At 67.7% G+C, this 26,361-nt stretch carries 36 protein-coding genes; 17 read left to right on the top strand and 19 right to left on the bottom strand.

Annotated features, from left to right (window positions below):
- Nucleotides 1–215: 215 nt before the first annotated feature.
- A complete protein-coding gene (locus P1K88_RS12720; protein WP_276410607.1) occupies nt 216–389 on the top strand; it encodes a DUF5786 family protein in 174 nt (57 codons plus the stop codon).
- Between the two features lie 37 nt (nt 390–426).
- On the opposite strand, the gene P1K88_RS12715 is transcribed toward P1K88_RS12720, so the two are convergent.
- The 3 genes from P1K88_RS12715 to P1K88_RS12705 all read right to left on the bottom strand — a co-directional run bounded on the left by P1K88_RS12715 (nt 427) and on the right by P1K88_RS12705 (nt 1,583).
- Entirely contained in the window at nt 427–765 is a 339-nt protein-coding gene (locus tag P1K88_RS12715; protein ID WP_276410606.1) for a glutaredoxin family protein, read from the bottom strand.
- A gap of 65 nt (nt 766–830) precedes the next feature.
- Complete coding sequence (locus P1K88_RS12710; RefSeq protein ID WP_276410605.1) at nt 831–1,076, bottom strand: BolA/IbaG family iron-sulfur metabolism protein; 246 nt, start codon at nt 1,074–1,076, stop codon at nt 831–833.
- Between the two features lie 96 nt (nt 1,077–1,172).
- Nucleotides 1,173–1,583: a CoA-binding protein gene (locus P1K88_RS12705; RefSeq protein WP_276410604.1), complete on the bottom strand. Its 411-nt coding sequence runs from the start codon at nt 1,581–1,583 to the stop codon at nt 1,173–1,175.
- Nucleotides 1,584–1,790: 207 nt separating this feature from the next.
- On the opposite strand from P1K88_RS12705, the gene P1K88_RS12700 reads away from it, so the two are divergent.
- The 3 genes from P1K88_RS12700 to P1K88_RS12690 are packed head-to-tail and all read left to right on the top strand — an operon-like array spanning nt 1,791 to nt 4,616.
- Nucleotides 1,791–2,186 (top strand): winged helix-turn-helix transcriptional regulator, encoded by a 396-nt coding sequence (locus P1K88_RS12700; protein WP_276410603.1) that lies wholly within the window; start codon nt 1,791–1,793, stop codon nt 2,184–2,186.
- Nucleotides 2,183–3,547, top strand: coding sequence for a dihydrolipoyl dehydrogenase family protein (locus P1K88_RS12695; protein WP_276410602.1), 1,365 nt, complete (start codon nt 2,183–2,185; stop codon nt 3,545–3,547). The genes P1K88_RS12700 and P1K88_RS12695 overlap by 4 nt, the downstream gene beginning before the upstream one ends.
- A 46-nt stretch (nt 3,548–3,593) precedes the next feature.
- Nucleotides 3,594–4,616 (top strand): NAD(P)/FAD-dependent oxidoreductase, encoded by a 1,023-nt coding sequence (locus P1K88_RS12690; protein ID WP_276410601.1) that lies wholly within the window; start codon nt 3,594–3,596, stop codon nt 4,614–4,616.
- Here the strand turns inward: P1K88_RS12690 and P1K88_RS12685 are convergent.
- On the bottom strand, nt 4,613–5,596 hold the full coding sequence (locus P1K88_RS12685; protein ID WP_276410600.1) for a patatin-like phospholipase family protein: 984 nt from the start codon (nt 5,594–5,596) through the stop codon (nt 4,613–4,615). The genes P1K88_RS12690 and P1K88_RS12685 overlap by 4 nt on opposite strands.
- Nucleotides 5,589–6,452: an SDR family oxidoreductase gene (locus P1K88_RS12680; protein WP_276410599.1), complete on the bottom strand. Its 864-nt coding sequence runs from the start codon at nt 6,450–6,452 to the stop codon at nt 5,589–5,591. Before P1K88_RS12680 ends, P1K88_RS12685 begins: the two co-directional genes overlap by 8 nt.
- A 207-nt stretch (nt 6,453–6,659) precedes the next feature.
- On the opposite strand from P1K88_RS12680, the gene P1K88_RS12675 reads away from it, so the two are divergent.
- Nucleotides 6,660–6,839: a hypothetical protein gene (locus tag P1K88_RS12675; protein ID WP_276410598.1), complete on the top strand. Its 180-nt coding sequence runs from the start codon at nt 6,660–6,662 to the stop codon at nt 6,837–6,839.
- A gap of 22 nt (nt 6,840–6,861) precedes the next feature.
- Here P1K88_RS12675 and P1K88_RS12670 read toward each other — a convergent pair whose 3' ends face one another.
- Nucleotides 6,862–7,236, bottom strand: a complete 375-nt coding sequence (locus P1K88_RS12670; RefSeq protein ID WP_276410596.1) for a winged helix-turn-helix transcriptional regulator — start codon at nt 7,234–7,236, stop codon at nt 6,862–6,864.
- Nucleotides 7,237–7,337: 101 nt separating this feature from the next.
- Between P1K88_RS12670 and P1K88_RS12665 the strand changes: the two genes are divergently transcribed.
- The 3 genes from P1K88_RS12665 (at nt 7,338) to P1K88_RS12655 (ending at nt 9,234) form a co-directional block, all read left to right on the top strand.
- Nucleotides 7,338–7,487, top strand: a complete 150-nt coding sequence (locus tag P1K88_RS12665; RefSeq protein WP_276410594.1) for a hypothetical protein — start codon at nt 7,338–7,340, stop codon at nt 7,485–7,487.
- A gap of 82 nt (nt 7,488–7,569) precedes the next feature.
- Complete coding sequence (locus P1K88_RS12660; protein WP_276410592.1) at nt 7,570–8,988, top strand: FAD-dependent oxidoreductase; 1,419 nt, start codon at nt 7,570–7,572, stop codon at nt 8,986–8,988.
- 117 nt (nt 8,989–9,105) lie between these two features.
- Nucleotides 9,106–9,234, top strand: coding sequence for a hypothetical protein (locus P1K88_RS12655; RefSeq protein WP_276410590.1), 129 nt, complete (start codon nt 9,106–9,108; stop codon nt 9,232–9,234).
- Nucleotides 9,235–9,290: 56 nt separating this feature from the next.
- Here P1K88_RS12655 and P1K88_RS12650 read toward each other — a convergent pair whose 3' ends face one another.
- Entirely contained in the window at nt 9,291–10,508 is a 1,218-nt protein-coding gene (locus P1K88_RS12650) for an iron-containing alcohol dehydrogenase family protein (protein WP_276410588.1), read from the bottom strand.
- A 372-nt stretch (nt 10,509–10,880) separates the two neighbouring features.
- Between P1K88_RS12650 and P1K88_RS12645 the strand changes: the two genes are divergently transcribed.
- From P1K88_RS12645 to P1K88_RS12625, 5 genes are all read left to right on the top strand, one after another.
- A complete protein-coding gene (locus P1K88_RS12645) occupies nt 10,881–11,672 on the top strand; it encodes an electron transfer flavoprotein subunit beta/FixA family protein (RefSeq protein WP_276410586.1) in 792 nt (263 codons plus the stop codon).
- The gene (locus P1K88_RS12640) at nt 11,669–12,691 is read left to right on the top strand and encodes an electron transfer flavoprotein subunit alpha/FixB family protein (protein WP_276410584.1); all 1,023 of its coding nucleotides are present in this window, start codon (nt 11,669–11,671) and stop codon (nt 12,689–12,691) included. Before P1K88_RS12645 ends, P1K88_RS12640 begins: the two co-directional genes overlap by 4 nt.
- A complete protein-coding gene (locus P1K88_RS12635) occupies nt 12,688–14,046 on the top strand; it encodes an FAD-dependent oxidoreductase (RefSeq protein ID WP_276410582.1) in 1,359 nt (452 codons plus the stop codon). The genes P1K88_RS12640 and P1K88_RS12635 overlap by 4 nt, the downstream gene beginning before the upstream one ends.
- A 1-nt stretch (nt 14,047) precedes the next feature.
- Nucleotides 14,048–14,362, top strand: a complete 315-nt coding sequence (locus tag P1K88_RS12630) for a ferredoxin family protein (RefSeq protein WP_276410580.1) — start codon at nt 14,048–14,050, stop codon at nt 14,360–14,362.
- Between the two features lie 109 nt (nt 14,363–14,471).
- Complete coding sequence (locus P1K88_RS12625; protein WP_276410578.1) at nt 14,472–14,819, top strand: FUN14 domain-containing protein; 348 nt, start codon at nt 14,472–14,474, stop codon at nt 14,817–14,819.
- A gap of 24 nt (nt 14,820–14,843) precedes the next feature.
- Here the strand turns inward: P1K88_RS12625 and P1K88_RS12620 are convergent, their stop codons facing one another.
- Nucleotides 14,844–15,572 (bottom strand): ribosome assembly factor SBDS, encoded by a 729-nt coding sequence (locus tag P1K88_RS12620; RefSeq protein WP_276410576.1) that lies wholly within the window; start codon nt 15,570–15,572, stop codon nt 14,844–14,846.
- Nucleotides 15,573–15,684: 112 nt separating this feature from the next.
- Here P1K88_RS12620 and P1K88_RS12615 point away from each other — a divergent pair, with 112 nt between their 5' ends.
- The 3 genes from P1K88_RS12615 (at nt 15,685) to P1K88_RS12605 (ending at nt 18,549) form a co-directional block, all read left to right on the top strand.
- The gene (locus P1K88_RS12615; protein WP_276410574.1) at nt 15,685–16,434 is read left to right on the top strand and encodes a hypothetical protein; all 750 of its coding nucleotides are present in this window, start codon (nt 15,685–15,687) and stop codon (nt 16,432–16,434) included.
- 90 nt (nt 16,435–16,524) lie between these two features.
- Nucleotides 16,525–17,403 (top strand): cell division protein CdpA domain-containing protein, encoded by an 879-nt coding sequence (locus P1K88_RS12610; protein WP_276410572.1) that lies wholly within the window; start codon nt 16,525–16,527, stop codon nt 17,401–17,403.
- Between the two features lie 96 nt (nt 17,404–17,499).
- Entirely contained in the window at nt 17,500–18,549 is a 1,050-nt protein-coding gene (locus P1K88_RS12605) for a disk-shape morphogenesis protein volactin (protein WP_276410570.1), read from the top strand.
- Between the two features lie 229 nt (nt 18,550–18,778).
- Here P1K88_RS12605 and psmA read toward each other — a convergent pair whose 3' ends face one another.
- The 5 genes from psmA to P1K88_RS12580 form a co-directional block, all read right to left on the bottom strand.
- Entirely contained in the window at nt 18,779–19,546 is a 768-nt protein-coding gene (psmA, locus tag P1K88_RS12600; RefSeq protein WP_276410568.1) for an archaeal proteasome endopeptidase complex subunit alpha, read from the bottom strand.
- A gap of 2 nt (nt 19,547–19,548) precedes the next feature.
- Nucleotides 19,549–20,028 (bottom strand): Rpp14/Pop5 family protein, encoded by a 480-nt coding sequence (locus P1K88_RS12595; RefSeq protein ID WP_276410566.1) that lies wholly within the window; start codon nt 20,026–20,028, stop codon nt 19,549–19,551.
- Between the two features lie 102 nt (nt 20,029–20,130).
- Nucleotides 20,131–20,829, bottom strand: coding sequence for an RNase P subunit p30 family protein (locus tag P1K88_RS12590; protein WP_276410564.1), 699 nt, complete (start codon nt 20,827–20,829; stop codon nt 20,131–20,133).
- Complete coding sequence (locus P1K88_RS12585; RefSeq protein ID WP_276410562.1) at nt 20,829–21,254, bottom strand: RNA-binding protein; 426 nt, start codon at nt 21,252–21,254, stop codon at nt 20,829–20,831. Before P1K88_RS12585 ends, P1K88_RS12590 begins: the two co-directional genes overlap by 1 nt.
- A 7-nt stretch (nt 21,255–21,261) precedes the next feature.
- Nucleotides 21,262–21,444, bottom strand: coding sequence for a DUF1918 domain-containing protein (locus P1K88_RS12580; protein WP_276410560.1), 183 nt, complete (start codon nt 21,442–21,444; stop codon nt 21,262–21,264).
- A 198-nt stretch (nt 21,445–21,642) separates the two neighbouring features.
- Here P1K88_RS12580 and P1K88_RS12575 point away from each other — a divergent pair, with 198 nt between their 5' ends.
- A complete protein-coding gene (locus P1K88_RS12575) occupies nt 21,643–22,203 on the top strand; it encodes an NUDIX hydrolase (RefSeq protein WP_276410558.1) in 561 nt (186 codons plus the stop codon).
- Nucleotides 22,204–22,217: 14 nt separating this feature from the next.
- Here the strand turns inward: P1K88_RS12575 and P1K88_RS12570 are convergent, their stop codons facing one another.
- The 6 genes from P1K88_RS12570 to P1K88_RS12545 form a co-directional block, all read right to left on the bottom strand.
- Nucleotides 22,218–22,496, bottom strand: a complete 279-nt coding sequence (locus P1K88_RS12570) for a glycine zipper 2TM domain-containing protein (protein WP_276410556.1) — start codon at nt 22,494–22,496, stop codon at nt 22,218–22,220.
- 46 nt (nt 22,497–22,542) lie between these two features.
- Nucleotides 22,543–23,367 carry a hypothetical protein gene (locus P1K88_RS12565; protein WP_276410554.1) on the bottom strand — a complete coding sequence of 275 codons (825 nt, stop codon included), beginning with the start codon at nt 23,365–23,367 and terminating at the stop codon, nt 22,543–22,545.
- Between the two features lie 219 nt (nt 23,368–23,586).
- A complete protein-coding gene (locus P1K88_RS12560) occupies nt 23,587–24,414 on the bottom strand; it encodes a molybdopterin synthase (protein ID WP_276410552.1) in 828 nt (275 codons plus the stop codon).
- Nucleotides 24,415–24,508: 94 nt separating this feature from the next.
- On the bottom strand, nt 24,509–24,982 hold the full coding sequence (gene moaC / locus P1K88_RS12555; RefSeq protein WP_276410550.1) for a cyclic pyranopterin monophosphate synthase MoaC: 474 nt from the start codon (nt 24,980–24,982) through the stop codon (nt 24,509–24,511).
- A gap of 44 nt (nt 24,983–25,026) precedes the next feature.
- Nucleotides 25,027–25,566 carry a MogA/MoaB family molybdenum cofactor biosynthesis protein gene (locus tag P1K88_RS12550; protein ID WP_276410548.1) on the bottom strand — a complete coding sequence of 180 codons (540 nt, stop codon included), beginning with the start codon at nt 25,564–25,566 and terminating at the stop codon, nt 25,027–25,029.
- A 39-nt stretch (nt 25,567–25,605) separates the two neighbouring features.
- Nucleotides 25,606–26,265: a helix-turn-helix domain-containing protein gene (locus P1K88_RS12545; protein ID WP_276410546.1), complete on the bottom strand. Its 660-nt coding sequence runs from the start codon at nt 26,263–26,265 to the stop codon at nt 25,606–25,608.
- Between the last annotated feature and the right edge of the window lie 96 nt (nt 26,266–26,361).

The raw sequence follows: 26,361 nt of genomic DNA, 5'->3' as shown, positions 1-26,361 counted from the left end.
GTTGAAGACTACGTCGCCGTCGCGAGAACGACGGCTCTCGAGTATCGTTGTCTACCGAAAAGCCGAGGAGAAACAAGAACCTTTGCTTCCCGGAGTCCTGGGCGTACCCGTGGTTCGCCCACCGGAGCGGGCGCTCGCGGGACGGGACGCGGTACCACACGCCGGAGGCGCTTACTACCGGACGTTTTTTGCCGCTGGTTCCCCAAGTCTTTGGTATGGGTTTTGGGAGCTACGACGAGTCTGAGCAAAAGGACCAGGACGTAGATACCGACGACAGCGACGGCGTGGCCGTCCACGAGAACGACCACGACGGGGAGGTGTCCTTCGAGACGGAAGCCTCCACCTCGGACCTCGTCGAGAAGCTCGGCGAGATGAAAGACGACGAGTAAGCGCGCCCGTACTCCTCGCGGAACTCGCCGAGACAGGCTACCCTTGCAGCGTCGGCTCCAGCTCGCCGCGCTCGTCGAGCTGCTCTAAGATGTCGCTCCCGCCGACGAACTCGCCGTCGACGAACGTCTGTGGAATCGTCTCGCGGTCGCTGTACTCCGAGAGCGCGGCCCGGAAGGCGTCTGTCGCCTGCAGGACGTCGACCGTCTCGACGTCCTCGCGGTACTGCCTGATGAGGCCCAGGGCCTTCCGCGAGTAGCCACACTGTGGCATCAGCTCGGTGCCTTTCATGAACAGGACCACCTCGTTGTTCGCGATGGTCTCGTCGACTAGCTCTGTGACCTCGGCCTCGGAGAGCGTCTCGGGTTCGAAGGACATGCTCACCTGTAGTGCGACCAGGGGTAAATCAGTGGCGCTGGTGGGGGTCACGTGGCGTCCCCGACTCAGTTCGAGGCTTCGTCCGGGGTGGCCGTCGTCAGCTCGATGGCGTGGATGTCGCGGGTCAGGTGCTCGCCCAGCGCGTCGTGGACCAGCTGGTGCTGTTCGACCAGCGTCCTGTCGGCGAACTCCGGGGAGACGACCGAGATAGCGTAGTGCTTGTCGTCGTCCGGGTCCCGCGGCGTCGTGACGGTGACGTTCGCGTCGGCGATGTCCTGTTCGATGAGGGCGGCGACTTCGTCCGCGTTCATACAGTCATGAAGGGCGGGAGCGGCCAAAACCCTTGGCCCACCGACCGTCACTGTGGTGATTGACCTCCCTGTCCCGTGCGCCCAGTTCTGCGTGCCCTACGCCATCAGCTGCTGGTGGGTCGGCTTCATACAGCGGTCCTGGACCACCTGTCGACCGGCTCTCTCTGCCCGTTCCACGGCGTCGTCGTCGTGGATGCCCAGCTGCAACCAGATGACCGCATCCTCGTCCCGTGCGAGCGCGGCGTCGACGATGTCGCTCACCTCCTCGCTGGGCCGGAACACGTCGACGATGTCTATCTCGCCGGGGACGTCCGCGAGCGAGTCGTAGGCTTTCCGGCCCAAGACCTCGTCGGCGAAGGGGTTGACCGGTATCACGTCGTAGCCCTGGTCGAGCAGGTACTTCGGTATCTCGTGGGCGTCCTTGCCGGGCGTCGTGGAACACCCGACGACGGCGACGCGCTCGCGCTCCAGGATCTCGCGCAGTTCGTCCGTATCCGTGACTGGCATACTGTCACGTACGCGAGCCGAGCGGATAAGCGCCGTGGGGGTGTTCACTCGGTGTACACGCCCTGTCTGGGGCGGACTACGCTCTCAGACACATCGAGCGATTCGAACGAGCGCGGGATCTCGTATATAAGCCTGACGCCCGCTGGAACGTCGGCTGCCCGTCCGGGGTACGTTAAGTAACCCCTCGGGTGTCTTCCCCGACACACGATGAGTTCAGAGACCCAGACCCTCCACCGGGCCCACGCGTCCGGCCGGACCAGGGCGAGGACGTTCGTCGACACGCACGACGCGTTCGCGACTGCACAGGCCGTCGTCGCCAGGAAGTGGCACGTCCGCATCGTCTACAGACTGCTCGCCGACGGTCCCATGGGCTTCAGCGCGCTGAAGCGCTCGCTCGAGGGTATCTCCTCGAAGATGCTCGCCGAGAGCCTCGCGGCGCTGGAGGACGACGACCTGGTCGACCGCGACCTGCTGAGCGACCGGCCGGTCCGGGTCGAGTACTCTCCGACAGAACGCGGTGCCGCGCTCGAACCCGTCCTGACGTCGATGCTCGAGTGGGGCGCCGAGCACGGCGACGAGGCAGGGGAAGACGACCGCCGATGACTCACTACGAGGTGCTCGTGGTGGGCGGGGGCACCGGGAACAACGTCGCCGCGGCGGCCGCAGAAGCCGACCTCGAGACGGCCCTCGTCGAGAAGGGGCCGCTCGGCGGCACCTGTCTCAACCGCGGCTGTAACCCCTCGAAGATGCTCATCCAGGCGGCCACGGCGGCCGACCGCGTCCGGGGGGCAACGGAGTTCCACCTCGACGCCTCCCTCGACGGTGTCGACTACGCCGCCGTCATAGACGATATGGAGGCGACGCTCTCGCCTATCGCCGAGGGGATGGAGGAGCGCTACCGCGAGAAAGCCAACCTCACGCTGTATGCGGACGAGGCCGTGTTCGTCGACGAGCGGACCGTCGAGGTCGACGGCGAGCGCGTAACAGCCGACAAGGTGGTCGTCGCCGCGGGGAGCCGTCCACTGGTGCCGCCCATCGACGGCATAGACGGGGTGGACTTCTGGACCAGTCGGGACGCGCTCTACGAGCGCGACCAGCCTGACTCGCTGGTCGTCCTCGGTGGCGGGTACATCGCCGTGGAACTGGGCTACTTCTTCGAATCACTCGGGACGGACGTCACCATCGTCGAGATGATGGACACCCTGGTCCCCCGCGAAGACCCCGGGGTGGCCGAGGCGTTTACCGACATCGCGCGCGAGCGCCACGACGTCTACACCGGCCACCGGGCGGCGGCCGTCTCGGAGAGCGAGGCCGGCGTCACCGTCCACGCCGAGACCGAGTCCGGCGACGAGATCTCGGTCGCCGGCGAACAGCTCTTAGTCGCGCTCGGTCGCCGGCCCAACACGGACACCCTGAACGTCGAGGCGGCCGGCATCGAGACCGACGACCGTGGCTCCGTCGTCACGAACGAGCGCCTGGAGACCTCGGCCGACAACGTCTGGGCACAGGGCGACATCGCGGACAACTTCATGTTCAAACACTCCGGCGACTACGAGACCCAGGTCACCGTCGACAACGTCGTCTACGGGAGCGAGCGGGCCGCCGACTTCACTGCGATGCCCCACGCCATCTTCACCGAACCCCAGATGGCCGGCGTCGGCGAGACGGAGGCCCAGCTCGACGAGGCGGGAAGCGAGTACGTCGTCGGGCGACGGGACCTCCCCGGCACGCCGATGGGCCGGGCGAAGAAACTCGACCACGGCTTCGTGAAGGTGCTCGCGAGCCCCGACGGCGAGATACTCGGCTGTCACGCGCTGGGCTACGAGGCCTCGACGATGATACACGAGGTCGTCGTCGCGATGCGGGCCGGCTCCGGCCACGTCGACGATATCGCCGACACCATCCACGCTCACCCCGCGTTGAACAAGGTCGTCCAGCACGCCTTCGAGGACGTTCCACGATGACCCTTCGTGACACAGATATATCACGACGCGCTGTGAGGGTATCGCCATGAGTGACACCGACCGTCACCAGTACGAGGTGGTCGTCGTCGGCGGGGGCCCCGCCGGCATGACCGCCGCGCTGTACAGCACGCGACTCGGCCACAGTACGGCCGTGGTGAACCGGGGCGGGGGTCGGGCGGCCATGATGCAGGAGGTCCACAACCTGCTTGGCGTCACCGAGGCGACGAGCGGCGCCGAGTTCCTCCAGACCGGCCGCGAGCAGCTCGAGGCCTACGGCTGTGACCTCCATCAGGACATGGTGACGACGTGTTCGCGCGAGGAGGACGGGACCGTCGTCCTCTCGGGGAACGCCGCCGAGTACGAGGCCGAGTACGTCGTCCTCGCGACGGGGTTCAACGACGTCCGTCCGGACCCGCCGCTCCCGCGCACGGGCCGGGGCCTGCACTACTGCCTGCACTGTGACGCCTACATGTTCGTCGACGAGTCGGTGTACGTGATGGGCCACTCCGAGAGCGCGGCCCACGTCGCGGCCATCATGCTGAACTTCACCGACGAGGTGGACCTGCTGACCCGCGGCGACGACCCCGAGTGGAGCGAGGCGACGGCCGGCATGCTCGAGCATCACCCTATCGACGTCATCCACGAGGACGTCACCGGCGTCCAGAACGGCGAGGACGGCTGGCTGAAGGCCCTGGAGTTCGAGGACGGGAGCGTCCGCGAGTACGAGGGCGGGTTCGCCATGTACGGCGCGGAGTACAACAACGGCCTCGCGCGAGAACTCGGCTGTGCGGTCAACGACGACGGCACCGTCGACGTCGACGACCACGGCGAGACGTCGGTCGAGAACGTCTACGCCGTCGGCGACCTGACACCCGGCCACAACCAGGTCCCCGTCGCGCTCGGGCAGGGTGCCAAAGCGGGCATCTCGGTGCACTTCAAACTCCGTGACTTCCCGCGTGACCCCGACCTCCTCGAGGAACAGGGGCCGGTACGGTCCGAGGAGGTGCCGGGCATCCCCGACGAACTGCTCGAACAGGCCGTCGACTTCCACACGTACGGCGAGCCCTAGCCCTCGCGACCTTCGAGGAACTCCCGGGCCCGCTGCTTTCCGAGCGCCTGCAGTTCGTCGAGGAAATCGGGGTCGCGGTCGAGTTTCGTCGCACAGCCGTAGCGTCGTCCCTTCTGGATCCGGCTGACCTCCGTGTGCGTGAACTCGTCTGCCGGCAACGTCCCCGCTTCTATCCAGTCGTTGACACGCTCGATGAAGCGCAGCTCCTGGTTGAGCGAGAGGTTCCCCGACAGCTCGTTCCGGCGGTCGGCGATGACGTCGATGGTCCGCGGTTCGCCCTCGAACGTCTGCTCGTTTATCTGGATGACCCACAGCTCCTCGGGTTTCCGGGCCGGGGCGACGTGGAACAGGTCACTGATCGGCGGGTTCTGGGAGAACAGACCGTCCCAGTGCAGATGACCGTGGACCTCGACGGCCCGGAACAGGTTTGGTACCGCCGCGGACGCGAGCACCGCGTCGACGTCCACGTCGCCGTCGGTGAACGTCTCGAAGACGCCGGCGTTGATATCGACGGTGCCGACGACCAGCTTCGGGACGCGCGACTCGCAGAGCTCGGGGATGGCCTCGAAGTCGATGTGGCGCTCGAGCACCGCCCTGATTCGCCGTTTGCCGACCTCGGGCCCCGGCAACTGGTAGGGACTCACCGACGGAATCGGGAAGCCGGCGCTCTCCAGCCGCGAGGTTCCCGTGAGGACCTCGTTCGTCCAGCGGTCCTGGGGGCTAGAGGCCGCCAGGTCGTCCCACAGCGAGTCGAGCAGGTCCCGCGCGTCGCCTTCGTCCCCGGTCACGAGGCCGTACCACACCGCCAGCGCGTTGAACGCACCCCCGGAGGTGCCGCTGATACCGACGAGTTCGTGGTGGTCGTCCCACTCGGCCAGCAGGGTCCTGAGGACGCCGGCGGTGAAGGCGGTGTGACTGCCGCCACCCTGGCAGGCGATGGCGACGCGCGTCGCCCCCTCCTCGCGCTCGGCGTCACTCATACGTGGTGGTGTACCCGCCGTCGAAGAGCAGGTCTGCGCCGTTGAGGTGCTTGGCGTGCCGGGAGAACCCGAAGACGAAGAGGTTCGCCACCTCGGCGGGGGTCATCATCTCCTTGGTCCGTGCCTGTCCGAGCATCACGTCCTCGACGACCGCCCGTTCGGAGATGCCCCGCTCCCGGGCGGTGTCTTCGATCTGGTTCACCATCAGCGGCGTCAGCACGTAGCCGACGCTGACGGAGAAGCCACGGAGCGCCCCCTCGCCCTCGGCGGCGATGGCCTTCGTGAGCCCGTCGACGCCGTGCTTGGCGGTGATGTAGGCGGGCTTGTCCTTCGTGGCGTAGTGCCCGTGGACCGACGACATGTTGGCGATCGCCCCGACGCCGTCGTCGGTCGCCCGGATGCGTGGCATCGCCTCCTGGGCCATCTTGAACGGCGAGCGAAGCATGACGTCGGTCAGCAGGTCGTACTTCTCCATCGGGAACTCGTCGATGCCGGCGATGTGTTGCATCCCGGCGATGTTCGCGACGAACCGGAGGGCACCCTCTCGGGCGGCAGCCTCGACGACGGCCGCCACGTCCCCGTCGTCGGTCAGGTCCGTCTCCACGCCGTGGAAGGCACCCGCGGCGTCACACTCTGTGGCGATGTCTTCCGTCCCCTCGAGCCCCTCGGCGTCGATGTCGGCCCCGACGACCGTGAGGCCGTTCGACGCCAGGGCGACGGCCGTCGCCCGCCCGATGCCCGACGCGGCCCCCGTCACGATAGCCACGTCGTCCCCCGAGAAGTACGGGTCGTCGATGACGAGCAGGTCCTCGCTCGTCAGGTCCGGTGCGCGCAGGTCGAACTCGGAATCGGCCATGTATTATCACTCGGGATACAGGACGGTCGCCTCGCAGTTAACTGCAGCTCACGTGGGGGTAACGCGCTCCGCCTCGCTCCCTCGCGGGTGGGTGTGGGGGTCGGCAGGTTTCGAGCCGGTGGCCCGGTAACCACCGGCATACGCAGGTGTTAAGGGTTACCGAGTGGTACTAGGTGATGTAGAGTAACCAAACTGCCGCCACCCCCTATGTCTTCCAGAACCCCCGACACCGACGGCCGACTCCCCACGACCGGACCCGACAGCGAGCGCTACGACCGGTACAGACTCGTCACGACCGGCACCGACGAGACCATCATCTACGATACGGAGTGCGAGGACGCGTGGATACAGACCGCCCTCGTCGTCACGCTCGACGACTGGTGCTGAAACGGGCCTGACTCCCCGCAGATCACCCGATGCCGCCGTCGGAGTCTGTGGGTTCCTTGAGGTTCTCCTGACCCCATTCGGCCATCGAGGTGATGACGTCCTCCAGGGACCGGCCTCGCTCGGTCAGCGAGTACTGGACTCTGAAGGGCTGTTCGCTGATGACTTCCCGGTCCACGAGCGTCTTCTCCTGGAGGTCCTCGAGACTGTCCGAGAGGACCTTCGAGGAGATGCCGTCGACGTCGTCTTTGAGTTCGTTGAACCCGGAGGGCCCCGAATCGAGCAGGCGGTGGATGATGACCGGATGCCACTTCTTGCCGATGAGCGTCGCCGTCGTCGTGATCGGACACCAGTCCTCGCCGGCACACCACACTTCGAGTCGCTCGGGTGAGTCGCTCATGTCTGTCCACCATTCGTCTAGCAACCGTTTAAAGTTACTGCGCGTAAGCGAGTAACAGTGTGTTACCGTTGGTTCCCGGGCCGGGAGCGAGTCGGTCGCCCATGGGCCTCGATTCGTTCCGTACACCGGACGGGGCGGCGGTCACCGCGGGCGAGGTGCGTGCGGTGGACCGGGTCGCGGTCGAGACGTACGGTGTCGACGTTCGCGTGGTCCTCGACTGGCCCGCGGCAGACCTGGATAGGGTCGCCTGACCAGCGTCTCACGGCGTCTCGACGGGACCGGCCTACCGCGAGGTAACTCAGATATTAGTGGCCCGCAATCCAGTATCAGGGTATGACCGACCCGCTCGTGGTGGTCGGCGGTGACGCCGCCGGCCTGAGTGCCGCCAGCAAGTTCGCTCGCGAACACCCGGAGGGTGACGTCCTCGTCTTCGAGAAGGGGGAGTGGATCTCCTATGCCCACTGTGGGACACCCTACTACGTGAAAGGGACCGTCGAGCACATCACGGACCTGCTCTCGCTGTCGCCGGCCGACGCCGCGGAGCGCGGTATCGACGTCCGGCGGAACCACGAGGTCGTCTCGGTCGACACCGACGAGGGTATCGTCACCGTCGACCATCACGGCGAGGAGCTGGTCCAGCCCTACGGCGACCTGCTCGTCGCCACCGGCGCCCACGCGGTGACGGCACCCATCGAGGGGAGCACGCTCGAGGGGGTGTTCACGATGCACGGGCTGGACTCCGCCGCGGCGGTCCGGGCGGCGCTCTCGGACCCGGGCGTCCCGGCCGTCGACACGTCCGTCGATGCCGTCGACACCGCGCTCGTCGAGCGGTACACCGCCCGCGACCCGCCCGAGACGGTGTCGGTCGTCGGCGGCGGCTACGTCGGCGTCGAGATGGCCGAAGCGTTCGCCGAACACGGCCTGGACGTCCACGTGTTCCAGCGGTCCGACCGCCTGCTCCCCCCGTTCGGCGAGGCCGTCGGCGAGCGCGTCGCCGACCACCTCCGCGAACAGGGCGTGACGCTCCACCTGGGCACCGAAGTCGAGCGACTGGTCGGCGAGGACGCGGTCTCCGGCGTCGTCCACAGTGACGGGCGCATCGACGTCGACATGGCGCTCGTCGGCATCGGCGTCCGGCCGAACACCCGCCTGCTCGAGGGGACGGGCGTGGAACTCGGGGACTCCGGGGCGGTAGCCGTCGACGAGTACGGGCGGACGTCAGTCGATGGGGTCTACGCCGCCGGGGACTGCGCGGAGATGCACCACACCGTGACCGGCGACCCGGTCTGGATTCCCCTGGGGCTGACGGCGAACCGCGCCGGTCGCGCCATCGGGCAGACGGTGGCGGGCGACCCGGAACCGGTCGGCGCCGTCTCCGGGACGGCCGTCGTCAAGGCCTTCGACCTCGAGTGCGGGCGCACCGGCCTGCTGGACCACGGGGCGGCCCGGGAGGCGGACTTCGACCCCGTCTCGCAGACCATCACGGCCGGGTCGCGCTCGGGGTACTACCCGGGCGGCGACGAGACGACGGTGACCCTGACGGCGGACCGCGAGAGCGGCCGGGTGCTGGGCGGGGCCATCGTGGGCCGCGACCGGGCGGCCATCCGTATCGACACGCTGGCGGCGGCGCTGGACGGCGAGGCGACCGTCGCCGACCTCGAACGGATGGACCTCGCGTACGCTCCGCCGTTCAGCCCGGTCTGGGACCCGATTCTCGTCGCGGCGAAGGTGTTGCGCGGCACCCTCGAATAGCCGACGGCAGCGGTTCCCGCCCGCGAGCGCGGCGGCCTCCGGGAGCCCGCGGATGCGGTCGCCGTCGACCCCGAGGGTTCGCTCGTCGACGAACCGCCCCTCGGTGTGATAGAGGGTGTGCCGGTCGGACTGTTCGAGGCCGCGCTCAATGCAGGCCGCGTCCTCGGTCACCTCGCGGACGTTCCCGGCGAAGTCCACCGACGCGACGGTGGCCTCGATGCCGAACTCGTCCATGCACAGCAGTGATACTCAGACAACAAATACCAGCGCCGGGCGCCCGCCGGTCGCCCCCGCGCCCCGTCCTACCACGCCGCTTCGAGAATTGCCTCGACGTCCTCGCGGGTCGGTTCGAGTCCCGGCGGCCGGTTGGCCACGAACGCGTCGTCGAGAATCGCCTCGGCGACCGTGCCGAACTCGTCCGGTTCCGGGCCGTCGACGTCGCGGAGTCGCGTCGGCAACTCGAGGGCGTCGACGAGTGTCTCGACTCGCTCGACGACCGCCGCCGCGGGGTCCTCGGCGGCGTCGACTCCCAGCGCCTCGGCGAGCAGGGTCCGTCGGCCGTCGACGGTAGCGAAGACGTACTCGAGTACGTGCGGGGCGACGACGGCGTGGGCGGCCCCCTGCTGGACGTCGTCGGTCCTGGTGAGACCGTGGCCGAAGGTGTGGACCAGCGAGAGCGTCGTCGTGTCGGGCCTGGCGATGCCGTACTGCAGGAGCATGATGCCCTTCGTGAGCGCGGCGTAGACCCCGTGGTCCGTCCCGCCATCACCGAGCGCCGCGAGACCGTCCGAGAATAGTCCGAGTCCACGCACCGCCGTCGCGTCGGTCACCGGCGTCGCCGTCCGGGCGTAGAGCGTCTCGACGCCCTTGTCGAACCCGTTCATCGCCGAGGCGGCCAGGATCGGCCGTGGCGTCGTCGCCACCAGGTCGGGGTCGTAGAACACTACGGCGGGCATCAGCGAGCGGTGTGAGATCCCACCGCTGACCGGGGTCGTCACCGGGCAGGTCCCCGGGTCGGCGGTGACGCCCGCGCCGATAGAGAGGTCGGCACCGGCGAGCGTCGTCGGGACGGCGACGACTGGCGTCAGGTCCGATTCGGGGATCGACAGCGTCCCAGTCTCCTCGAAGGCCGCGCCGACGGCCGCGGGGGCTTCGTCGGTCGCGGTGAGGACGCTGAGCACCTTCGCGACGTCGAGGCTGCTCCCGCCCCCGAGGCTCACGATGGCGTCGGCGTCCGCCGACTCGAAGCACTCGAGCGCGTCGTAGGCCGTCCCGAGGCGCTTGACGGGCGTGGTCTCCGCGAAGACGCCGGCCAGCCGGTCGCTCAGGCCCTCGCGAACCGGGTCGATGACCGCCGCCGTCTCCCCGACGGTCGAGCCACAGACCACGAGCGCGCGCTCGAGGCCGTGTGTGGCGAGTTCGTCACCGAGGTCGGCGACGCAGTCACACCCGTAGCGCAGGACCGCCGGGTCGTACTCGAATCGGAACGGGCCCGAGTACGCGTCGACTGTCTCGTCCATGCGCTGGTCTGTCGTCCCGTCGGTTTCACTCTTCGGACGGTCCATCGAACCGGAGCAACTGCCGTTCGATGACGTCTCTGTCCTCCTCCAGCCACGCCGGGACCAGGGTGACACCGTGGCCGCGAGTCTGCGACGCTGGGTCGCAGACCGGCTCCGCTGCGCCCCGCCTGCGGGTCTTTTTTCGTCCGGGCTGGGCGGCCGAGAGCGGAACCACAGATCTCAGGAGCGGTTCCACCTGCCCCGCTATATAAATTTAGTGTCTGTTCCTGGTTCTCAGGAGTGGGCGGGATACCTTACCATGGGGAGTCGTGAAGTTGCAACTGACGCACAGCGATACAATTCGGCAGTGAGCCACAGTGTGATGATCAATCTATGACAATCGAACCCACGATTGTTGTCGGTGTGAAGCAGGTTCCCGACGACGACGAGGTCGGTATCGACCCGGATACCGGCCACCTGGACCGAGCGAGCGCACCGGCAGTGATGAATCGGCCGGACCGCAACGCGCTGGAGGCAGCGTTGTCGCTCCGTGACGAGACCGGCGGCGAGGTACTGGCGATGACGATGGGGCCGCCGACGGCTACGGACGTCCTCGAGTCCGCCGTCGCGCTGGGCTGTGACGACGCCGCCCTCATCAGCGACCGCAAGTTCGCCGGGAGTGACACCTGGCCGACGAGTCTGACGCTCGCGGCAGCCGCCGAGGCGCTGGACGCGGACGTCGTCGTCTGTGGGGAGGAGACGACCGACTCCTCGACCGGGCAGGTACCGCCGGGTATCGCGGCCCACCTCGGCTGGGCCCAACTGACCTACGTCGAGGCGCTGGAACCCGAACTCGAGGAGGGCAAACTCGTGGCCACCCGCGACGTCGAGGGCGGCCACGAGGTCGTCGCGACGGACCTGCCCGTCGTCGTCGCCGTCGCCTACGGCGAGAACGAACCGCGGACGGCGGCGCTCCACCGCAAGCTCTACGCCGAGAACGAGTTCGAACCGATGGAGCTGTCCGCCGACGATCTCGGCCTCGAGGAGCACGAGGTCGGGATGGACGCCTCACCGACGGAGGTCGGCGGGATGGAGACCGTCGACCCCGTCGAGCGGGAGCGCGAGGTCGTCGAGGACGTCGACGACCTGCTCGAGTCCCTCCAGGAGACGGAGGTGATGGCATGAGCGACGACGGCACGGTCGACGTCGACGAGTACAGCGACGTCTGGGTGTTCGTCGAGTCCCATGACGGCGACGTGATGAACGTCTCCTGGGAACTGCTCGACGAGGCGACGAACCTGACCGAGCAACTGGGTGAGGACCTGGTCGCGCTGGTCGTCGGCGAGGACTGTGACGACGTCGCCGAGGCGGCCATCGAGCGGGGCGCCGACCGCGCGCTCGTCGCCGACGACCCGGTCTTCGAGCCCTACCGCGCCGACCCCTACGGCGAGCAGTTCCGCGCGCTCGTCGAGGCTCGCAAACCCGCCATCGTCCTCATCGGCGGCACCCACACCGGGCGGGACTTCGCCGGCCGGGTCGCCGTCCCGGCACACGCCGGGTTGACGGCGGACTGCACGGAGATCGACGTCGACGAGGACGGCCTGTTGCAGGCCCGGCGGCCGGCGTTCGGGGGCAACGTCCTCGCGACGATCCTCTGTCAGGACCACCGGCCCCAGATGGCGACGATACGCCCCGGCGTCTTCGAGGCGGCCGACCCCGACCCTGACCGCGAAGGCGAGATAGCGCACGTCGAGGTGGTCGTCGACGAGGCGGACACGATGTCGGCGGTCCGCGAACGCGAGGTCGGCGACACCGCAGACATCACGGAGGCGGACCGCATCGTCGCCGTCGGTGGCGGCTGTGACGGCGACCTCGAACCGGTCCGGGAACTCGCCGACGCGCTCGACGCGGACCTGGCGGCCAGCCGGAAAGCAGTCGACGAGGGCTGGGTCGAGGGCGCCCGACAGGTCGGCCAGACGGGCAAGACCGTCCGGCCGGAGCTGTACGTCGCCGTCGGTATCTCCGGTGCTGTCCAGCACGTCGAGGGGATGAACGACAGTGACGTCGTCGTCGCCATCAACGACGACCCCAACGCACCCATCTTCGAGCACGCCGACTACGGCATCGTCGGCGACCTCTTCGACGTCTGTCCCGACCTCGCGGCGCGCATCGAGGAAGACGGACTGCTGGAGGTGACCCAATGACCGACGCACTCGACCGAACGGGCCGCGAGACGGAGACGCCAAGCTACGACGGCGCCTTCGACGCTATCGTCGTCGGTGCCGGGCTCGCCGGGAGCGCGGCGGCCGTCACCATGGCAGACCGCGGGCTGGAGGTACTGCTCGTCGAACGCGGTCGGTATCCCGGCGCGAAGAACGTCTTCGGCGGCGTGCTCTACACGCCGACGATACGCGAGCTCGTCGACATCGACGAGGCGCCGCTGGAGCGGTACATCGCCGAACGCCGCTTTGGAATGTTGACCGACCGGGACGAGACGGCGGTCTCCATCAGTCCAGGCGAGTGGCACGAACCGCCGCACAACGACTCGTACACCGTGTTGCGCGGGGAGTTCGACGAGTGGTTCGCCGAGCAGGCGGTCGACGCGGGGGCGACGCTGCTCACCGAGACGACCGTGACGGGACTGGTCACGGAGGACGGCCGCGTCGTCGGCGTCGAGACGGACCGGCCCGACGGGACGATCCGCGCCCCCTACGTCGTCCTCGCGGAGGGCGGGAACTCGCTGGTCAGCGAGGCTGCCGACCTCAAGAAGCCCGAGTCCCCCGAGAACGTCGCCGTCGGCGTCAAGGAGGTTCTGGAGTTCCCCGAGCACGAGAACGCAATCGAGGAGCGGTTCCGCCTGACCGACGAGGCCGGGGTCTCCTACCACTACTTCGGCGAGGGCGCCGTCGGAGAGGCCTTCGGCGGCGGGTTCATCTACACGAACGAGGACACCGTCAGCGTCGGCCTGGCCTACCGCCTGTCCGACGCGGCGACCACGCAACCGGACCCCGAGGGGACGCTGAACGCGTTCAAGACCCACCCGAAGGTGGCGCCGCTGCTCCGGGACGCCCGGACCGTCGAGTACACCGCCAAGACGATTCCGGAGGGCGGCGCGGAGTCGATTCCCGAACTCGTCCACGACGGCGCGGTCATCGTGGGCGACGCAGCGGGTCTGGTCCTCAACAACGGCGTCCACCTCGAGGGGACGAACATGGCCGTCGAGAGCGGCTACCACGCCGGCAAGGCCCTCGCAGCGGCCGCGTCGGGTGCCACGCCCGACGACGCCGCACTGGCCCAGTACCGCGAGGACCTCACCGACTCGTTCGTGGTCCGGAACCTGGAACGGTACGAGTGGCTGATGGAGACGGTCCAGTCCGACCGCGAGTTCCTCTTCGAGGAGCTCCCGCGAGCGGTGGCCGACGCCGGCAGCGAGTACTTCCAGATGGACAGAGCGCCGAAAGAGGAACACGCGTCCGCGGCCCGCCAGCGACTGCTCGAGGCTGTCGGCGGATACACGGGCGCGGCGAAACTGGCCTTCCGATACCGGAAACTGATCTGACATGAGCGCCCAACCCAAGACCCCCACGATAGAGAACGACTCGCTCGAAGACCGCCTCTACACCGTCAAGTACGAGGATCCCGGTGAGTCCCACCTGGACGTGGAGATTCCCGACCTCTGTGCCGAGGAGTGTGTCACCTACGAGTGTATCTCGGTGTGTCCGGCCAACGTCTGGCGTGAGGGCGAGGACGGCGTCCCCCAGATCGCCTACGAGAACTGCCTGGAATGTAGCAGCTGTCGCTTTGCCTGTCCACATGGCAACGTCGACTGGTCCTACCCGGAGACCGGCGCCGGCGTGACCTACAAGAACGGGTGACAGCTGGCGGCAGGCGGGCCAGGGCCTGGCCTTCTCGGGTCGCGCCGCGGTCACAGAGACGGACGGCGAGAGGCACAAAGGATATAAAAGCAGGTGGTAAGTATCCGACATGGTAGAGTTTGCGTTACAGCTCGACGGCCTCGGACTCCGGCAGATGGGACTCGAGTTCGGCGGCGGTGGCCTCATCGGCGGCATCATCGGCTACGCCGCCAAGAAGGTCGCGAAGATAATCGCCATCATCGTCGGTCTCGAACTCGCTCTGTTCAAGTTCCTCGAGACGCGCGGCGTCCTCCAGGTCAACTGGGACGCCATCACCGGGACGGCACAGGACACCGCGGCGTCCGCGGGCAGCGCGGCCGCGGGACAGCCCCCCTCCTGGCTGCTGTCGCTGCTCTCTGCGCTCCCGGTCAGCGCGGGCTTCACCGGCGGCTTCATCATCGGCTTCAAGAAGGGATAACGGCGGCTCCCCGGATCGAACTGCTCAGCCGCGAGTGTTGAGGTCGTCCTCGTCTTTGATGATTCGGGTCTCGGCCTGCCCGCTGGTGTGTTCGTTGACGAGGTCGTAGAAGTCGTTTTGCAGGCCGGCGGGGAACGTGAGGACGCCGACCCACGACCCGTCGGACTGCCACTCCTCGCGTTCCAGGTTCCCGAACTGTCGTATCTGTGCCTGGGCGCTCCCGGCGTAGTCCGGCGGCACCTGGACCGCGACGGTCACCTCGTCGAACCGGATGGGGATTACCGGCCGGAGGGCGTCGAGCGCCTCGTCGACCTGGCTCTCGACGGGTTCCATCGGGTCGACCCGGAAGTCCGTCTCCTCCAGGGCGGACTCGATGCGCTCGGGCGGGTGGGGCGCGTCGTCCATCTGCGGGTTCACCGCGTTGCGCGTGATGCGCTGGACGAGCTGTTTGTGTTTCTGTTCCTGCATCTCCCGGCGCTGCTCGGCGGTGATCTGTATCTCACCGCGTTCGACGACCGCCGGGATTATCTCCATCGAGTCGGTCGTCTCGAACACCTTCTCCAGCATCTCCTCGGGGGGCCGGTCCCCGCGGACGGCGTCCTCGAAGACGTCCTCCGCGGCGATGACGTCCTCGAGCTCGCCGTCGAACTCGCCGCGTTTCATCGCCAGCGCCGCGTCCGGGTCGACGAGTACCTCGAACCGCTGCCCGTGGGATTCGAGGCGGGCCGTCACAGCCTCGTCAAGCGATATCATACCTGTCGGTTACGGGGGCCGGCTTAAAGGCCTTACTGCGTCGGGAGTGGGAGACGGGAGCGTCAGACGGTCGGGAACCTTTATACCGACGTCTCTGCAAGAGAGGACTCGAATGCGGTCACTGGAACTCACTGTCGACACAGAGACCGCACGGTCGCTCGCGGTCGAGGCGGACGTGCTCGGGTTCGACGGCATCGACGGCTACCTCCGGTGGCTCGTCACGCACCGACTGGACATCGCGTCCGACGGCGAGACGGGCCAGCGCCTGGCGGAGTACGCCGACCGGGTGACCGACGTCGAGGCGGACGACGACCTGGCGGCCGTCGCGGAGGCGGCGGTCACAGACGGGACGGGTACCGACGACCGGAGCGGCGTCACGGCGCGAATCCAGGACGACCAGCTGACCGCGGCCGCGGATGCACTCTCCTCCGTCGAGCGGCAGCGACTGGATCTGTTCGCCCAGGACGCCATCGCCAGGACGCGCGAGCAACTGGGCGACGGCGGCACTGATGAGTACCGTTCGGACCGCCCGCTGGTCGGCGAGAAGCCGCCGGGCGCGGACATCACCGACCTGAGTGCCATCGACGTTCCCGGGCGGAACGACGAGCGCACGGAGCGCCGCCAGGAGGCCGTCGGTGCGGCACTCGCGTTCCTCAGGTCGGAGTCCGAGGCCACGCGGAGCGACTTCGTCGAGGCGCTCTACGAGGACTACCCGGCCGGGTACGACAGTCCGGACAGCTGGTGGGAGTGTATCACTCAGGGCCTCCGGCAGGTCGACCGGGTTGACCCGGCACGCCGGGACAGTCGCGTCTGGCGGTTCCGGGAGACGCCGGGTCGCGTCACACGGATCTCCTTCGAGTGACGAGGGACGAGCACCGCATACCGGCCCAGGAAAGATTGATTACGAGATACCGGCAATACTGTTGTACCCGACGATAACGACCGATGCTCCATGACAGACCAGAACGCTGACGGACGACTTTTCGAGTGGTATCGACGCTACATCGGCGAACCCGACCGTGAGGTAGACGTATACGTCGGGTTCGCGCTCTTCTTTGGCGGTATCGGGCTCGGCATTGCGGCGTTCGTCATCAGCGCCGCGGGCCAGTTCGGCGGGGCCGAGGGGTACGTCTTCCGCGAGGCGGCCTTCGCCGTCGGCATGGTCGCCCTACCCGCGACGCTCTCGAGTGTCATCGTCCTCCTCCCGGTCGGCCGACGCGCCGTCTACGGCGGCGTGGCCGGGTCGGTGGTCTGTCTCGCGGGCCTGGCCTTCTTCGTCTTCGCGTACCCGTTCAACTGGGCCTCTGGGTCCGGCCCCCAGTACGCGATTCACGTCATGTTCGTCTACGGCGCAGGCCTGACCGCACTGCTGGCCTCGACGGGGGGCGCACTGGTGGCGTACCACGTCGAGCGCGCGCGGCCCGGGCCGGGCGACATCGAGGGCATCGAGGACGACGAGGGTGAGGAGTTCTCCGACGAGGACATCCAGCGCGACATCGAGGAGGCGATGGCGAACGTCGACATCACCTGGGGCGGCGTCGAACGCCACGAGGGGACCGCCCTGAAGCTGAACCCCGACCTCGAAGACATGGACACCTCGGGCATGAACGTCGAGGCCGAACGGGTCCACCGGAGTTCCGTCGACACGCAGGTCAACAACCTCCAGAGCCTGAAGGGCGGGAACAAACAGTCCGACCGGTCGACCTCGACCGTCGACGACCAGACGGACCGCCTACAGGAACTGCGCCAGCGCCAGCGCGAGGAGACCGAACAGAAACAGGATACCCTGCTCGAACGCATCCTGGCCCGAATCGCGGACATCCTGAACTGACGTCGGTCGCGTTCTGGTCGTTCGAGTAACGTGTCATTACCCCAACCTACAGGTAGATTTATCTGTCGAAACCACCGACGTTCGTAACGTATTACCATGGCTAAAGGTCTCGACGTGGGAACGATGAACTTGATTTCCGCGCAACAGGAAGGTAACGAAACCGTCTTCGTCCAGCAGCGGAACTCGTTCGTCGAAATCGAGTATAGCGATATGGCCGAACAGATGCTGTCGCGCTCGGAGGTGCTCCACATCCGGAAGGACGACAAGGTGTACGTCCTCGGCGACGACGCCCTCAACTTCGCGAACATTTTCAACCGCGAGACACGACGGCCGATGTCCCAGGGCATCCTCTCGTCCTCCGAGAAGTCCGCGATTCCGATGATGAAGCTCATCATCGAGCAGGTGGTCGGGTCCCCGGACTACCCGAACGAGAAGCTGTACTTCTCGTCGCCTGCCGACCCGATGGACTCGAACCTCAGCACGCTCTATCACCAGAAGACGATCGAGTCGTTCCTCAACGAGATGGGCTACGACGCCGAACCCATCAACGAGGGGATGGGGGTCATCTACTCCGACCTGGCTGACAACGACTTCACCGGCCTGGGCATCAGCTTCGGCGCCGGGATGACGAACGTCTGCCTGGCGTACTACGCCGTGCCGGTGATGAAGTTCTCCGTCGCCCGCGGCGGGGACTGGATCGACGAGCAGGCCGCCCAGGCGACCGGGCGCTCGGTCGACAAGGTCACCTCCATCAAGGAGGACGACTTCGAACTGGACTTCCAGACCGACGTCGGCGGCGTCGAGGGCGCGCTCGCTATCTACTACGAGAACCTGCTGGACTACGTCATCGGCAACATCGTCGAGGAGGTCGACGAGGAGGACGTCGAGGAGGGCCTCGACGTCCCTGTCGTCGTCACCGGCGGGACGTCCTCGCCGAACGGGTTCGCACAGCTGTTCGAACAGCACCTGGAGGACGCCAACATCCCGTTCTCCATCAGCGACGTCCGGCACGCTGACGAACCGATGTACAGCGTCTCCCGCGGTGCGCTGGTCGCCGCCCGCTCCGACGAGGGCGAGCGCGAGCGACAGGCGAGCCAGGAGCAAGAACGCGAGGAGAGCGAAGAAGCGGAAGCGAGCGACGACTGAGGGGTCGCTTTGGGGTGGTGTGGGGCGTCATTGACCGATGGGTAGCGTCGCAGGTCGCGCCCGGCCGGTCCCGTACTATACGCCGGACTCCTCGCTCTCGGGTTCGCCGCGCCGTCGAGCTACCTGCTGACCCGAAGCGTGGCAGACACGCCTGAACACGTGGCCACGACCGTTCGTCGCGACCCGAGCGATCAGTCGCGAAGCGCTCGGGGCCGTCGACCCGCGGTTGTTACTCCTCGGCGTCGCCGGCCTCGTCGTCCTCGTCGGCCGCCAGGAGGCCCGCCTCCTCGAGGTGGGCGTGCTTCTCGTCGTCGGTGAGCTCGTGGAACATCTCGGTGTCGACGTCGATGGTCGCCACCCCGATGCCCTCCGGGGCGAGGCCCTCCTCGTTGACGGAGGCCAACGCCTCGAGCGCGAGGTCGATCCCTGCGTCGAGGTCCATCTCCTCGGAGTAGTGCTCCTCGAGGTACTCGCGGATGTCGCCGCGGTCGGCGCCGACGGCCAGTGCCTTCCACTCGTAGGGGGTCCCCGACGGATCCGTCTCGTAGAGGCGCGGTTCGCCGTTGGCGATGCCGGCGATGATGAGGGCGACGCCGAATGGGCGCGCGCCACCGACCTGCGTGTACTGCTGGATGTAGTCGGTTATCTCCTTGGTCAGCGTCTCGACGCCGACGGGCTCGCCGTAGCGCAGCTGGTTGACCTGGGCCTGTCGACGGGCGAAGTCGATGAGCTGGCGCGCGTCGGCGACGTGGCCGGCCGAGGCGATGCCGATGTGGTCGTCGGCCTTGTGGATCTTCTCGACGGAGGAGCGCTCCATCAGCGGCGAGCGGATGCGCTTGTCGACGGCGAGGACGACGCCGTCGCTCGTCCTGACGCCGATGCTCGCTGTCCCTCGCTTGACCGCCTCGCGGGCGTACTCGACCTGATAGAGACGTCCGTCCGGAGAGAAGATGGTGATCCCGCGGTCGTACGCCTGCTGTTGACTTTGTCCCTGCATAGTTATCTGAAATCGAGTGCGGTCGCGCCCGCGAACCCGTCGTCGGTCTGGACGTCGATTCGCTCGCCCCGTTCGACGGCCCGACGGTCCTGGTTCTCGAACACGACCTGTCTCTTGGCAGGTGCTTCCGGCGGCCCGCGTATATACTTTTCTTCACAGGCACGCACGGTCCCACTAATGCCGCGGACGCGAAGCCCCACCGGGTCGTCGCCGACGCTGTCGAGACAGGCCAGCGCAGCACGGGCCTCGTCAGTGTGGCCTCGCCGGGTGCGGACGATGGCGTCTCCCTCGCCGCCGGTCCGGTCGAACGAGACGACGGTCAGGTCGACCTCGGCGCTCCCGGTGTCGCCCAGCAGGTTCTGGGCGGCGTACCACAGGTCGCGCTGGAGCGCCCGCCGGTCGAACGAGGCGTCTGGCCAGGTCTCGATGGCGATGGCGAGGTACCGCCAGCGAGGTCGGAGGTGCTTCGGGAGGTGCTTCACTGCCGGTCGCCCCTGGCCCGTCGGTCGCCGTTCATACCGGTTCCAGCGGCGGACGGGACAAGAACCGTGCGGTCCTGGCGCGCGCCCACCACCTCGATGTCCTCACTGTTCGTCCTCATCGATGTGGACGCCCGGTTCGACGAACGACTCGGACCCTCGCTCGCGGTTGCGCTCGGCGAGTCGGCCCCACTCCGCCAGCCCCGCACGCACCGCGTCGGCCTCGAACCCGACGGCTTCGCCCACGGCGACGAGTTCACGCGGGGCCCGCAACTGGAGGTGCGTGAACGGGTCCGCGCTGACGACGTAGGGCGCGTCGGCGTCCGCGACGAGTTCCCGGAGCTTCCGGAGGTCCTGGATCGCCCGCACCCGACTGCCCCCCTCCGCTCGGAGGACGCGGGCCAGCGAGAACTCGACCCGGACACCGTTGTCGGCGGCGGCGGCCGCCAGGACGTGGTTGAAGTCGCCGTCGCCACGCATCGGGTGGGCGAGCACGTCGACTGCCGGCTGTTCGACTGCGAAGCGGTTCATCCGGACGTCGCCGCCGTGGACGGCGACCAGCGTCTCGCTCGACCGCGCGTTCCCGACGAGACCGCTGGCCCGCGAGGGGTCCTCGGCACGGACTTCGATTCCGGCGACCACGTCGATGCCGTACTCGGCCGCGATGGCGTCTCTGTCGTCGCTCGCCCGCTCGTCGCCGTGGTTCCGGACGACGACGCCGTCGAACCCGTACTCGGCGGCCGAAAGCGCCTGTCTGGCGACGGTGCTCGCCCCGTCGGGACGGGCGTGGACGGCCTCGTACATCACAGTTCGTCGAGCAGTTCCCGCGCGTTCGCGACTGCCTTCTCTCGCTTCGCGGGGTAGGCCTCCACCTTCGCACGGAGTGTGATGCCGTCACCGCGGGCGATTTCGCCCCCGAATGCGGCCTGCTTGTCGAACGTGAGGAAAAACGAGCAGTTGTCGTCGACCCGGTCGTCCAGTTCCGCGCGCACCTCGTCGATGTCCGGGAGCGTCGCGACCTGCGTGAGGACGTGCCTGACGTCGTCGGCGTTCTCCACCCGTGCCGAGAGCACCACGATGCGGTCCCCGTAGTGGCCCTCGTTCTCGACCCGTTCGATAGGGTAGTCCTCCGGGAGGAAGGTACGGAGGGCCTCCTCGACGCGTTTCTCGTCTTCCGTCGCGTAACAGAAGGTGCGGAGGTCGACGTAGTGGAAGGGGACCGACGACATCGGGGCCTTACTCCTCGACGGCTTCGAGGTTGTCCTCGGGGACGCCCTGCTCCTGGCCGTCCTCGAACGAGACGGTGTAGTTCGCGTCGCCGAACATCGTCTCGACGACCTGCGTGACGATACCTTCCTGTCCGTCGTAGTCGCTGTGCTCGTCGTGGAGAATGACCTGATCGTCTTCTTCGAATGCCATAGGCGCCGCTACTGGACGACTCGTCAAAAAGGGACTGATTCGCCCCGGCGTCGGGGAGACACCGGTCGTGCGGTGAAGCCGCGCTCGTTGTCGAAGACTTATAGGCAATACTCCCCTACGCCGAACTATGACCTACTCGCCTCGACCTTCCCGTCCACGGTATCGTCTCGCGACCCGGCATGCCGACTCGCTGGACGGATGACGACCGTCGACAGCCTGTGGTATCTCGCCGACGTCGCCAGCCAGCAGGCCGAGCAGACGTATCACGACCTGGCGACCGCTCACGAGGACTTCGTAGAGTTCACCCGCCACCGCCGCGTGCCGCGCCACCGGTTCAAGCGGGTCGCCACCGACGCCAAGGCCCACGGCGCGCCCTTCGGCGCACACACGCTGACCTACCGGCCCCCAGGCGAGCTACTGCTCGTCCGCCACGACGGCGTCGGTCAGTGGGTCCTACCCGGAGGCGAGCTCGACGGCGACGAGTCTTTCAGGGAGGCGGCGCTGCGCGAGCTGGGCGAGGAGAGCGGCGTGGAGGCCACTATCGAGGGTCTCGGGATGCTCGGTCGCGTCGAGTTCTACTGCGACGGCAACGAGACCTGGGGCATCCTGCCGGTGTTCGAGGCGCGCGCGGAGACGACGGCGGTCAGCGTCTCGGACCCCGACGGCGAGATAAGCGATGCTCGGTGGTTCGAGACCCTCCCGGAGGACACGCGCGACCGCGAGGAGATTCTGCGGTGGCGCGACCGGTTCTTCGACTGAGCCCCCGCGACCGATTACCGCCTGCTGGGGACGTGGGACTTCGCTTTCGCCTTCGCCTTCTCGACCACGGGTCCGGCGATGGCCCACTCCTCGTCTGCCTTCGAGCGGGCCCGCTGGACGACGGGGGCGGCCGACGCCCACTTCTCGCCGAGAATCGCGCCGGCGAGCGCGCCGGCCCCGGCCGCCGTGCTCGCGCCGCGCGCGCTGAACAGTCCGCCGACAGCGCCACCGATGGCCCCGCCGATAGCTGCGTACTTCGCCCTGTTGAATACACGAGTGATGCGTTCGCGCATACTAGATATGTAGTGCGGCGAATAAATAAAGGCACCCGCGACCCAGTCAGTTCGGGCCGAACGACTGCCCTTCGCGCGCGTCGGCGTTCACCCGGCGGATGGTCGCCCTGGCGTTGCTCGCGTCGTAGCCAAAGAGGACGCTCTCACCGTACTCCGCGGCCACTTCGGTGGCCTTCGCGAGGTCGTCGATGTCCACGTCGACGGCGTACAGTTCGACGCTGAACGGGGTCGAGAGCCGGTCGCGGAACCCCGTCGCGAGTATCTCGAGCCAGTAGGTCGTCGAGTAGGCCATGTCGTAGATGGGGACGACGAACTCGTCGACGTACGGGGCCAGGTCGTCGATGGCGACCCCGCTGCGGGCCTCGAGGTGCCCGGGGTACGGGTCGGGGTACAGCGTGAGATAGAGGTCGCCGGGGACCCGTTCGCGGGCCGCGGCGACGAAGGAGGTGATGACGTCGGTGCGCCAGGCGCCCCAGTCTTCGAACTCGCTCCCGGCGAAGCGCCGCTCACAGCGGTCGCAGTGACAGTACTCCTCGCGCGGGAACCCGACGTCGTCGAGGCGGACGTCCTCGTTGACCGCGGCCGCTTCCTCGATGATGTCGAGCAGGCCCTCGCGGTACCGGTCGTGGGTGGGGCAGACGTACGTCCAGTCGAAGTACGGTTCGTTGCGTGTCGCCGCCGTGCCCTCGTCGTCGAAGGCCAGCAGCTCCTCCTCGCTCTCGACGGCGTTGTCCCCGAAACACGACACCATGTTGACCGCGCCGGCGACCGGTTCGGCGGCCCGACCGGTGACGTCCTTGACTTCGTAGAACGCGCGGTCGAACTCCGACCACTCGGTCTCGTCCTCGTTGCGCGTGACGACGCCGTACATGGCGCGGCCTACGGCGCTGTCGCTCCTAAGGGTTCGGAAACGTGGTCGGAGGGCGATACCACCGGGAACGTGCCGTCGCTAATCGCGGTAGACGTACGCGAGTGCCAGGAGGGCGATAGCGACGATGGCGATGACCTTCTTCGACATCACGTAGAAGTACGAAGATGACTGTTATAGTCCTGTCGCCTAACCGACCGGAACGGCTCCCGTCCCGGCCACCTATCGCTCGTGGGCCCAGAACTCGTCGTCGACGGTGACCTCCCTCTTGAACAGCGGGACCTCCTCTTTCAGCCGGTTGATGCCGTCCTCGACGGCGCGGAACGCCTGGCCGCGGTGGCCGGCCAGGACGACGACGAAGACGATGTCCTCGCCGGCCTCGACGACGCCGGTCTTGTGGTGGAGACGCACCGCGAATACCCCGTCGCGGGCCTCGAGATCCCGGCGGAGTGTTGCCATCTTCTCCTGGGCGACGCCGTCGTAGCGCTCGAACTCCAGGAACTCCGTCGGCGGGTCGTCGTCACCGTCGCGCGCGCGGACCCGGCCGGTGAAGGTGGCGATGGCCCCCGAGCGGTCCTCGTCGGGACTGCGCTTGACCTCGCGCACGAGCGACGCCAGGGTCACGTACGGGTCGCGGGCGTCGGCCGCCTCGAGAACCGCGTCGACGTCCGCCGTTTCGCCGTCAGCGGCGCGATGGACGACAGGGTCGACCGCTTGCCGGTCCCCGAGGACGACCTTCGGGATGGACGCGTCGGAGTACCCCTCGACGAACACGTAGTCGAAGTCGGGGGCCAGGTCGTCGAGCGTCTCCGCGAGGGTTCGTGACTCGCCGGTGGCGAACCACCCGCCGTCGTCCGTCGTCGCGACGGTGGTGGCCGCCCCGGCAGCGCGGTGGCGGTCGGTGTCTTTCCCGTCGGTGTCGACGTCGGGCGCGTGGTCGCAGTGCTTGACCGTCGCCACGCGGTGTGTGTCGGCGCGCCGCGAGACGAGGCGTTCGACGAGGGTCGTCTTCCCGGTGTCTGCGTGCCCGACGATGCCGAGGACCTGCATGGAACCTCCTTGTCGGTGCAGATACCTATGTGTTTTCGACGGTGAGCGGTCCCGCTGTCCGAACCGCGTGCGGGGGTGCGACCGACGCCGGCGACTACCGGTCGACCGACTTCTCGACGATGCGGACGTTCTCGATGGCCGTCGACGGGTACTCGCCGTCGGCGTCTTTCTCGCTTGCTTTCACCATGTCCCAGACGACGTTCAGGCCGGTCGTCACCCCTTCGAGGGCCTCCATCTCACAGCCGGTCTTGCCGACCGTCTCGACGGCCACCGTCGCCTCGACGGCCGACTCGCCGACGTCGAAGGCCACGTCGACGTTCGTCACGGGAATCTGGTGGCACATCGGAATGGTCTCCCACGTGTGTTTGACGGCCTGGATGGCACCGATGCGGGCCGTCGCCAGGACGTCGCCCTTCTCCACCTCGTCGGCCGCGATGGCCTCGAGGGTGCCCGACGAGAGCCGAATCTCCCCGCGGGCGACCGCCCGGCGCTGGCTGTCTGCCTTCTCTCCGACGTCGACCATCTGGGCCTGTCCCTCCTCGTCGACGTGAGTGAACTCGTCGGTCATCGGGTGGTCGTAACAGGGCGGTCCGCAAAACCGTACGGGTACCCTCAGCGACGGACTAGCCCGAGGAGGTGACCGACGGCCGGGGCGACGAGGCGCTCGGCACCGGTCCGTGCGGCGTTCTCGCTTCCGGGCAGGCAAAAGACCAGTTGCTCGTCGACGACGCCGGCCGTCGCTCGCGAGGCCATCGCCATCGGGCCCACCTCCTCGTAGGAGAGCCAGCGGAACAGCTCGCCGAACCCGGGGACGCGGCGGTCGAACAGCGGGCGGAGGGCCTCGACGGTGACGTCGTCGGGCGTCAGCCCCGTCCCGCCGGTCGTCACGACGACGTCGGCGTCGTCCTCGTCGATGGCCGCCGCCACCGCCTCGACGATGGCGTCCCGGTCGTCGTCGACCCGTCGCCGCCCGACGACGTCGTGACCCTCTTCCTCACAGGCTGCCGCGATCACGTCGCCCGCGGGGTCCTCCTCGAGTGTGCGCGACGACGAGACGGTCAGGACGGCGACGGCGACCGCCGACGCGTCGTGTGCGTGGTGGTCGTCGTGGTCGTGGTCGTCGTGGTCGTCGTGGTCGTGGTCGTCGGTCATGGTCCCCGTCTGTCACGCGGGCACAATAACTCCCAGGCTTCACCCGGAAAAGAGCGCCTCGAGCAACTTCCGCTGACTCGCGGCCAGGTGTTCCGTGAACGTCGACGTCGTGATGCTCAGGTCGGCCGCGACCTCGCCGGCGTTGGCGTTGCGGGGGTGGTCGAAGTAGCCCAGCTCGAACGCCCGCTCGAGGACTTCTCGCTGCCGGTCGGTGAGCATCTCGCGGTCGAGGACGACTGGGTGGTTGTCGCCCACCCCGTCCGCGCTCTCGATGAGGCGGCGCAACTGGACGCACTCGGCCTCCGACCGCAGATCCTCGATGACGGCCCGGAGCGTCTCGGCGTCCGGGCTGAGGAAGGTGACCACCGTCGTGTCCTCGCCCGCGCGGAACTCGTGGACGAGACTCCCGCGGCGCTCGATTCGCTCGCAGATACACCCCCGGTCGGGTTCCCGCTCGAACCGGTAGATGTGGCCGGACTCGTGGGCGAACACCTCTTCGAGACCCGTGGCTGCTTCCGACTCGATGGGTGGCTCATCGCCCTCGCCTTTCAGGGTAAACTCCTCGACGACCCTGTCGTGGTCCGTCCCGAACCGGCGGCGCGTCACCGAGTCGACGACCCACTCCTCGCTCGCGTGCGGGTACACCATGCACGACTGCGGCCTGAACACCTCCACCTCTGTGAGGAGCCGGTCAGTCATCAGCTATGACTTGTAGTAGTTTGAATGATAAATCTGTGTGCGAATATGTTCGCCCGTCGAACCCCTTAAAAAGCCCCTAACATCTTGGGAGCGTAC

This window comes from Haloarcula halobia (assembly GCF_029338255.1).
Lineage (GTDB): Archaea > Halobacteriota > Halobacteria > Halobacteriales > Haloarculaceae > Haloarcula > Haloarcula halobia.
This window is presented reverse-complemented; position numbering and strand designations above follow the sequence as displayed.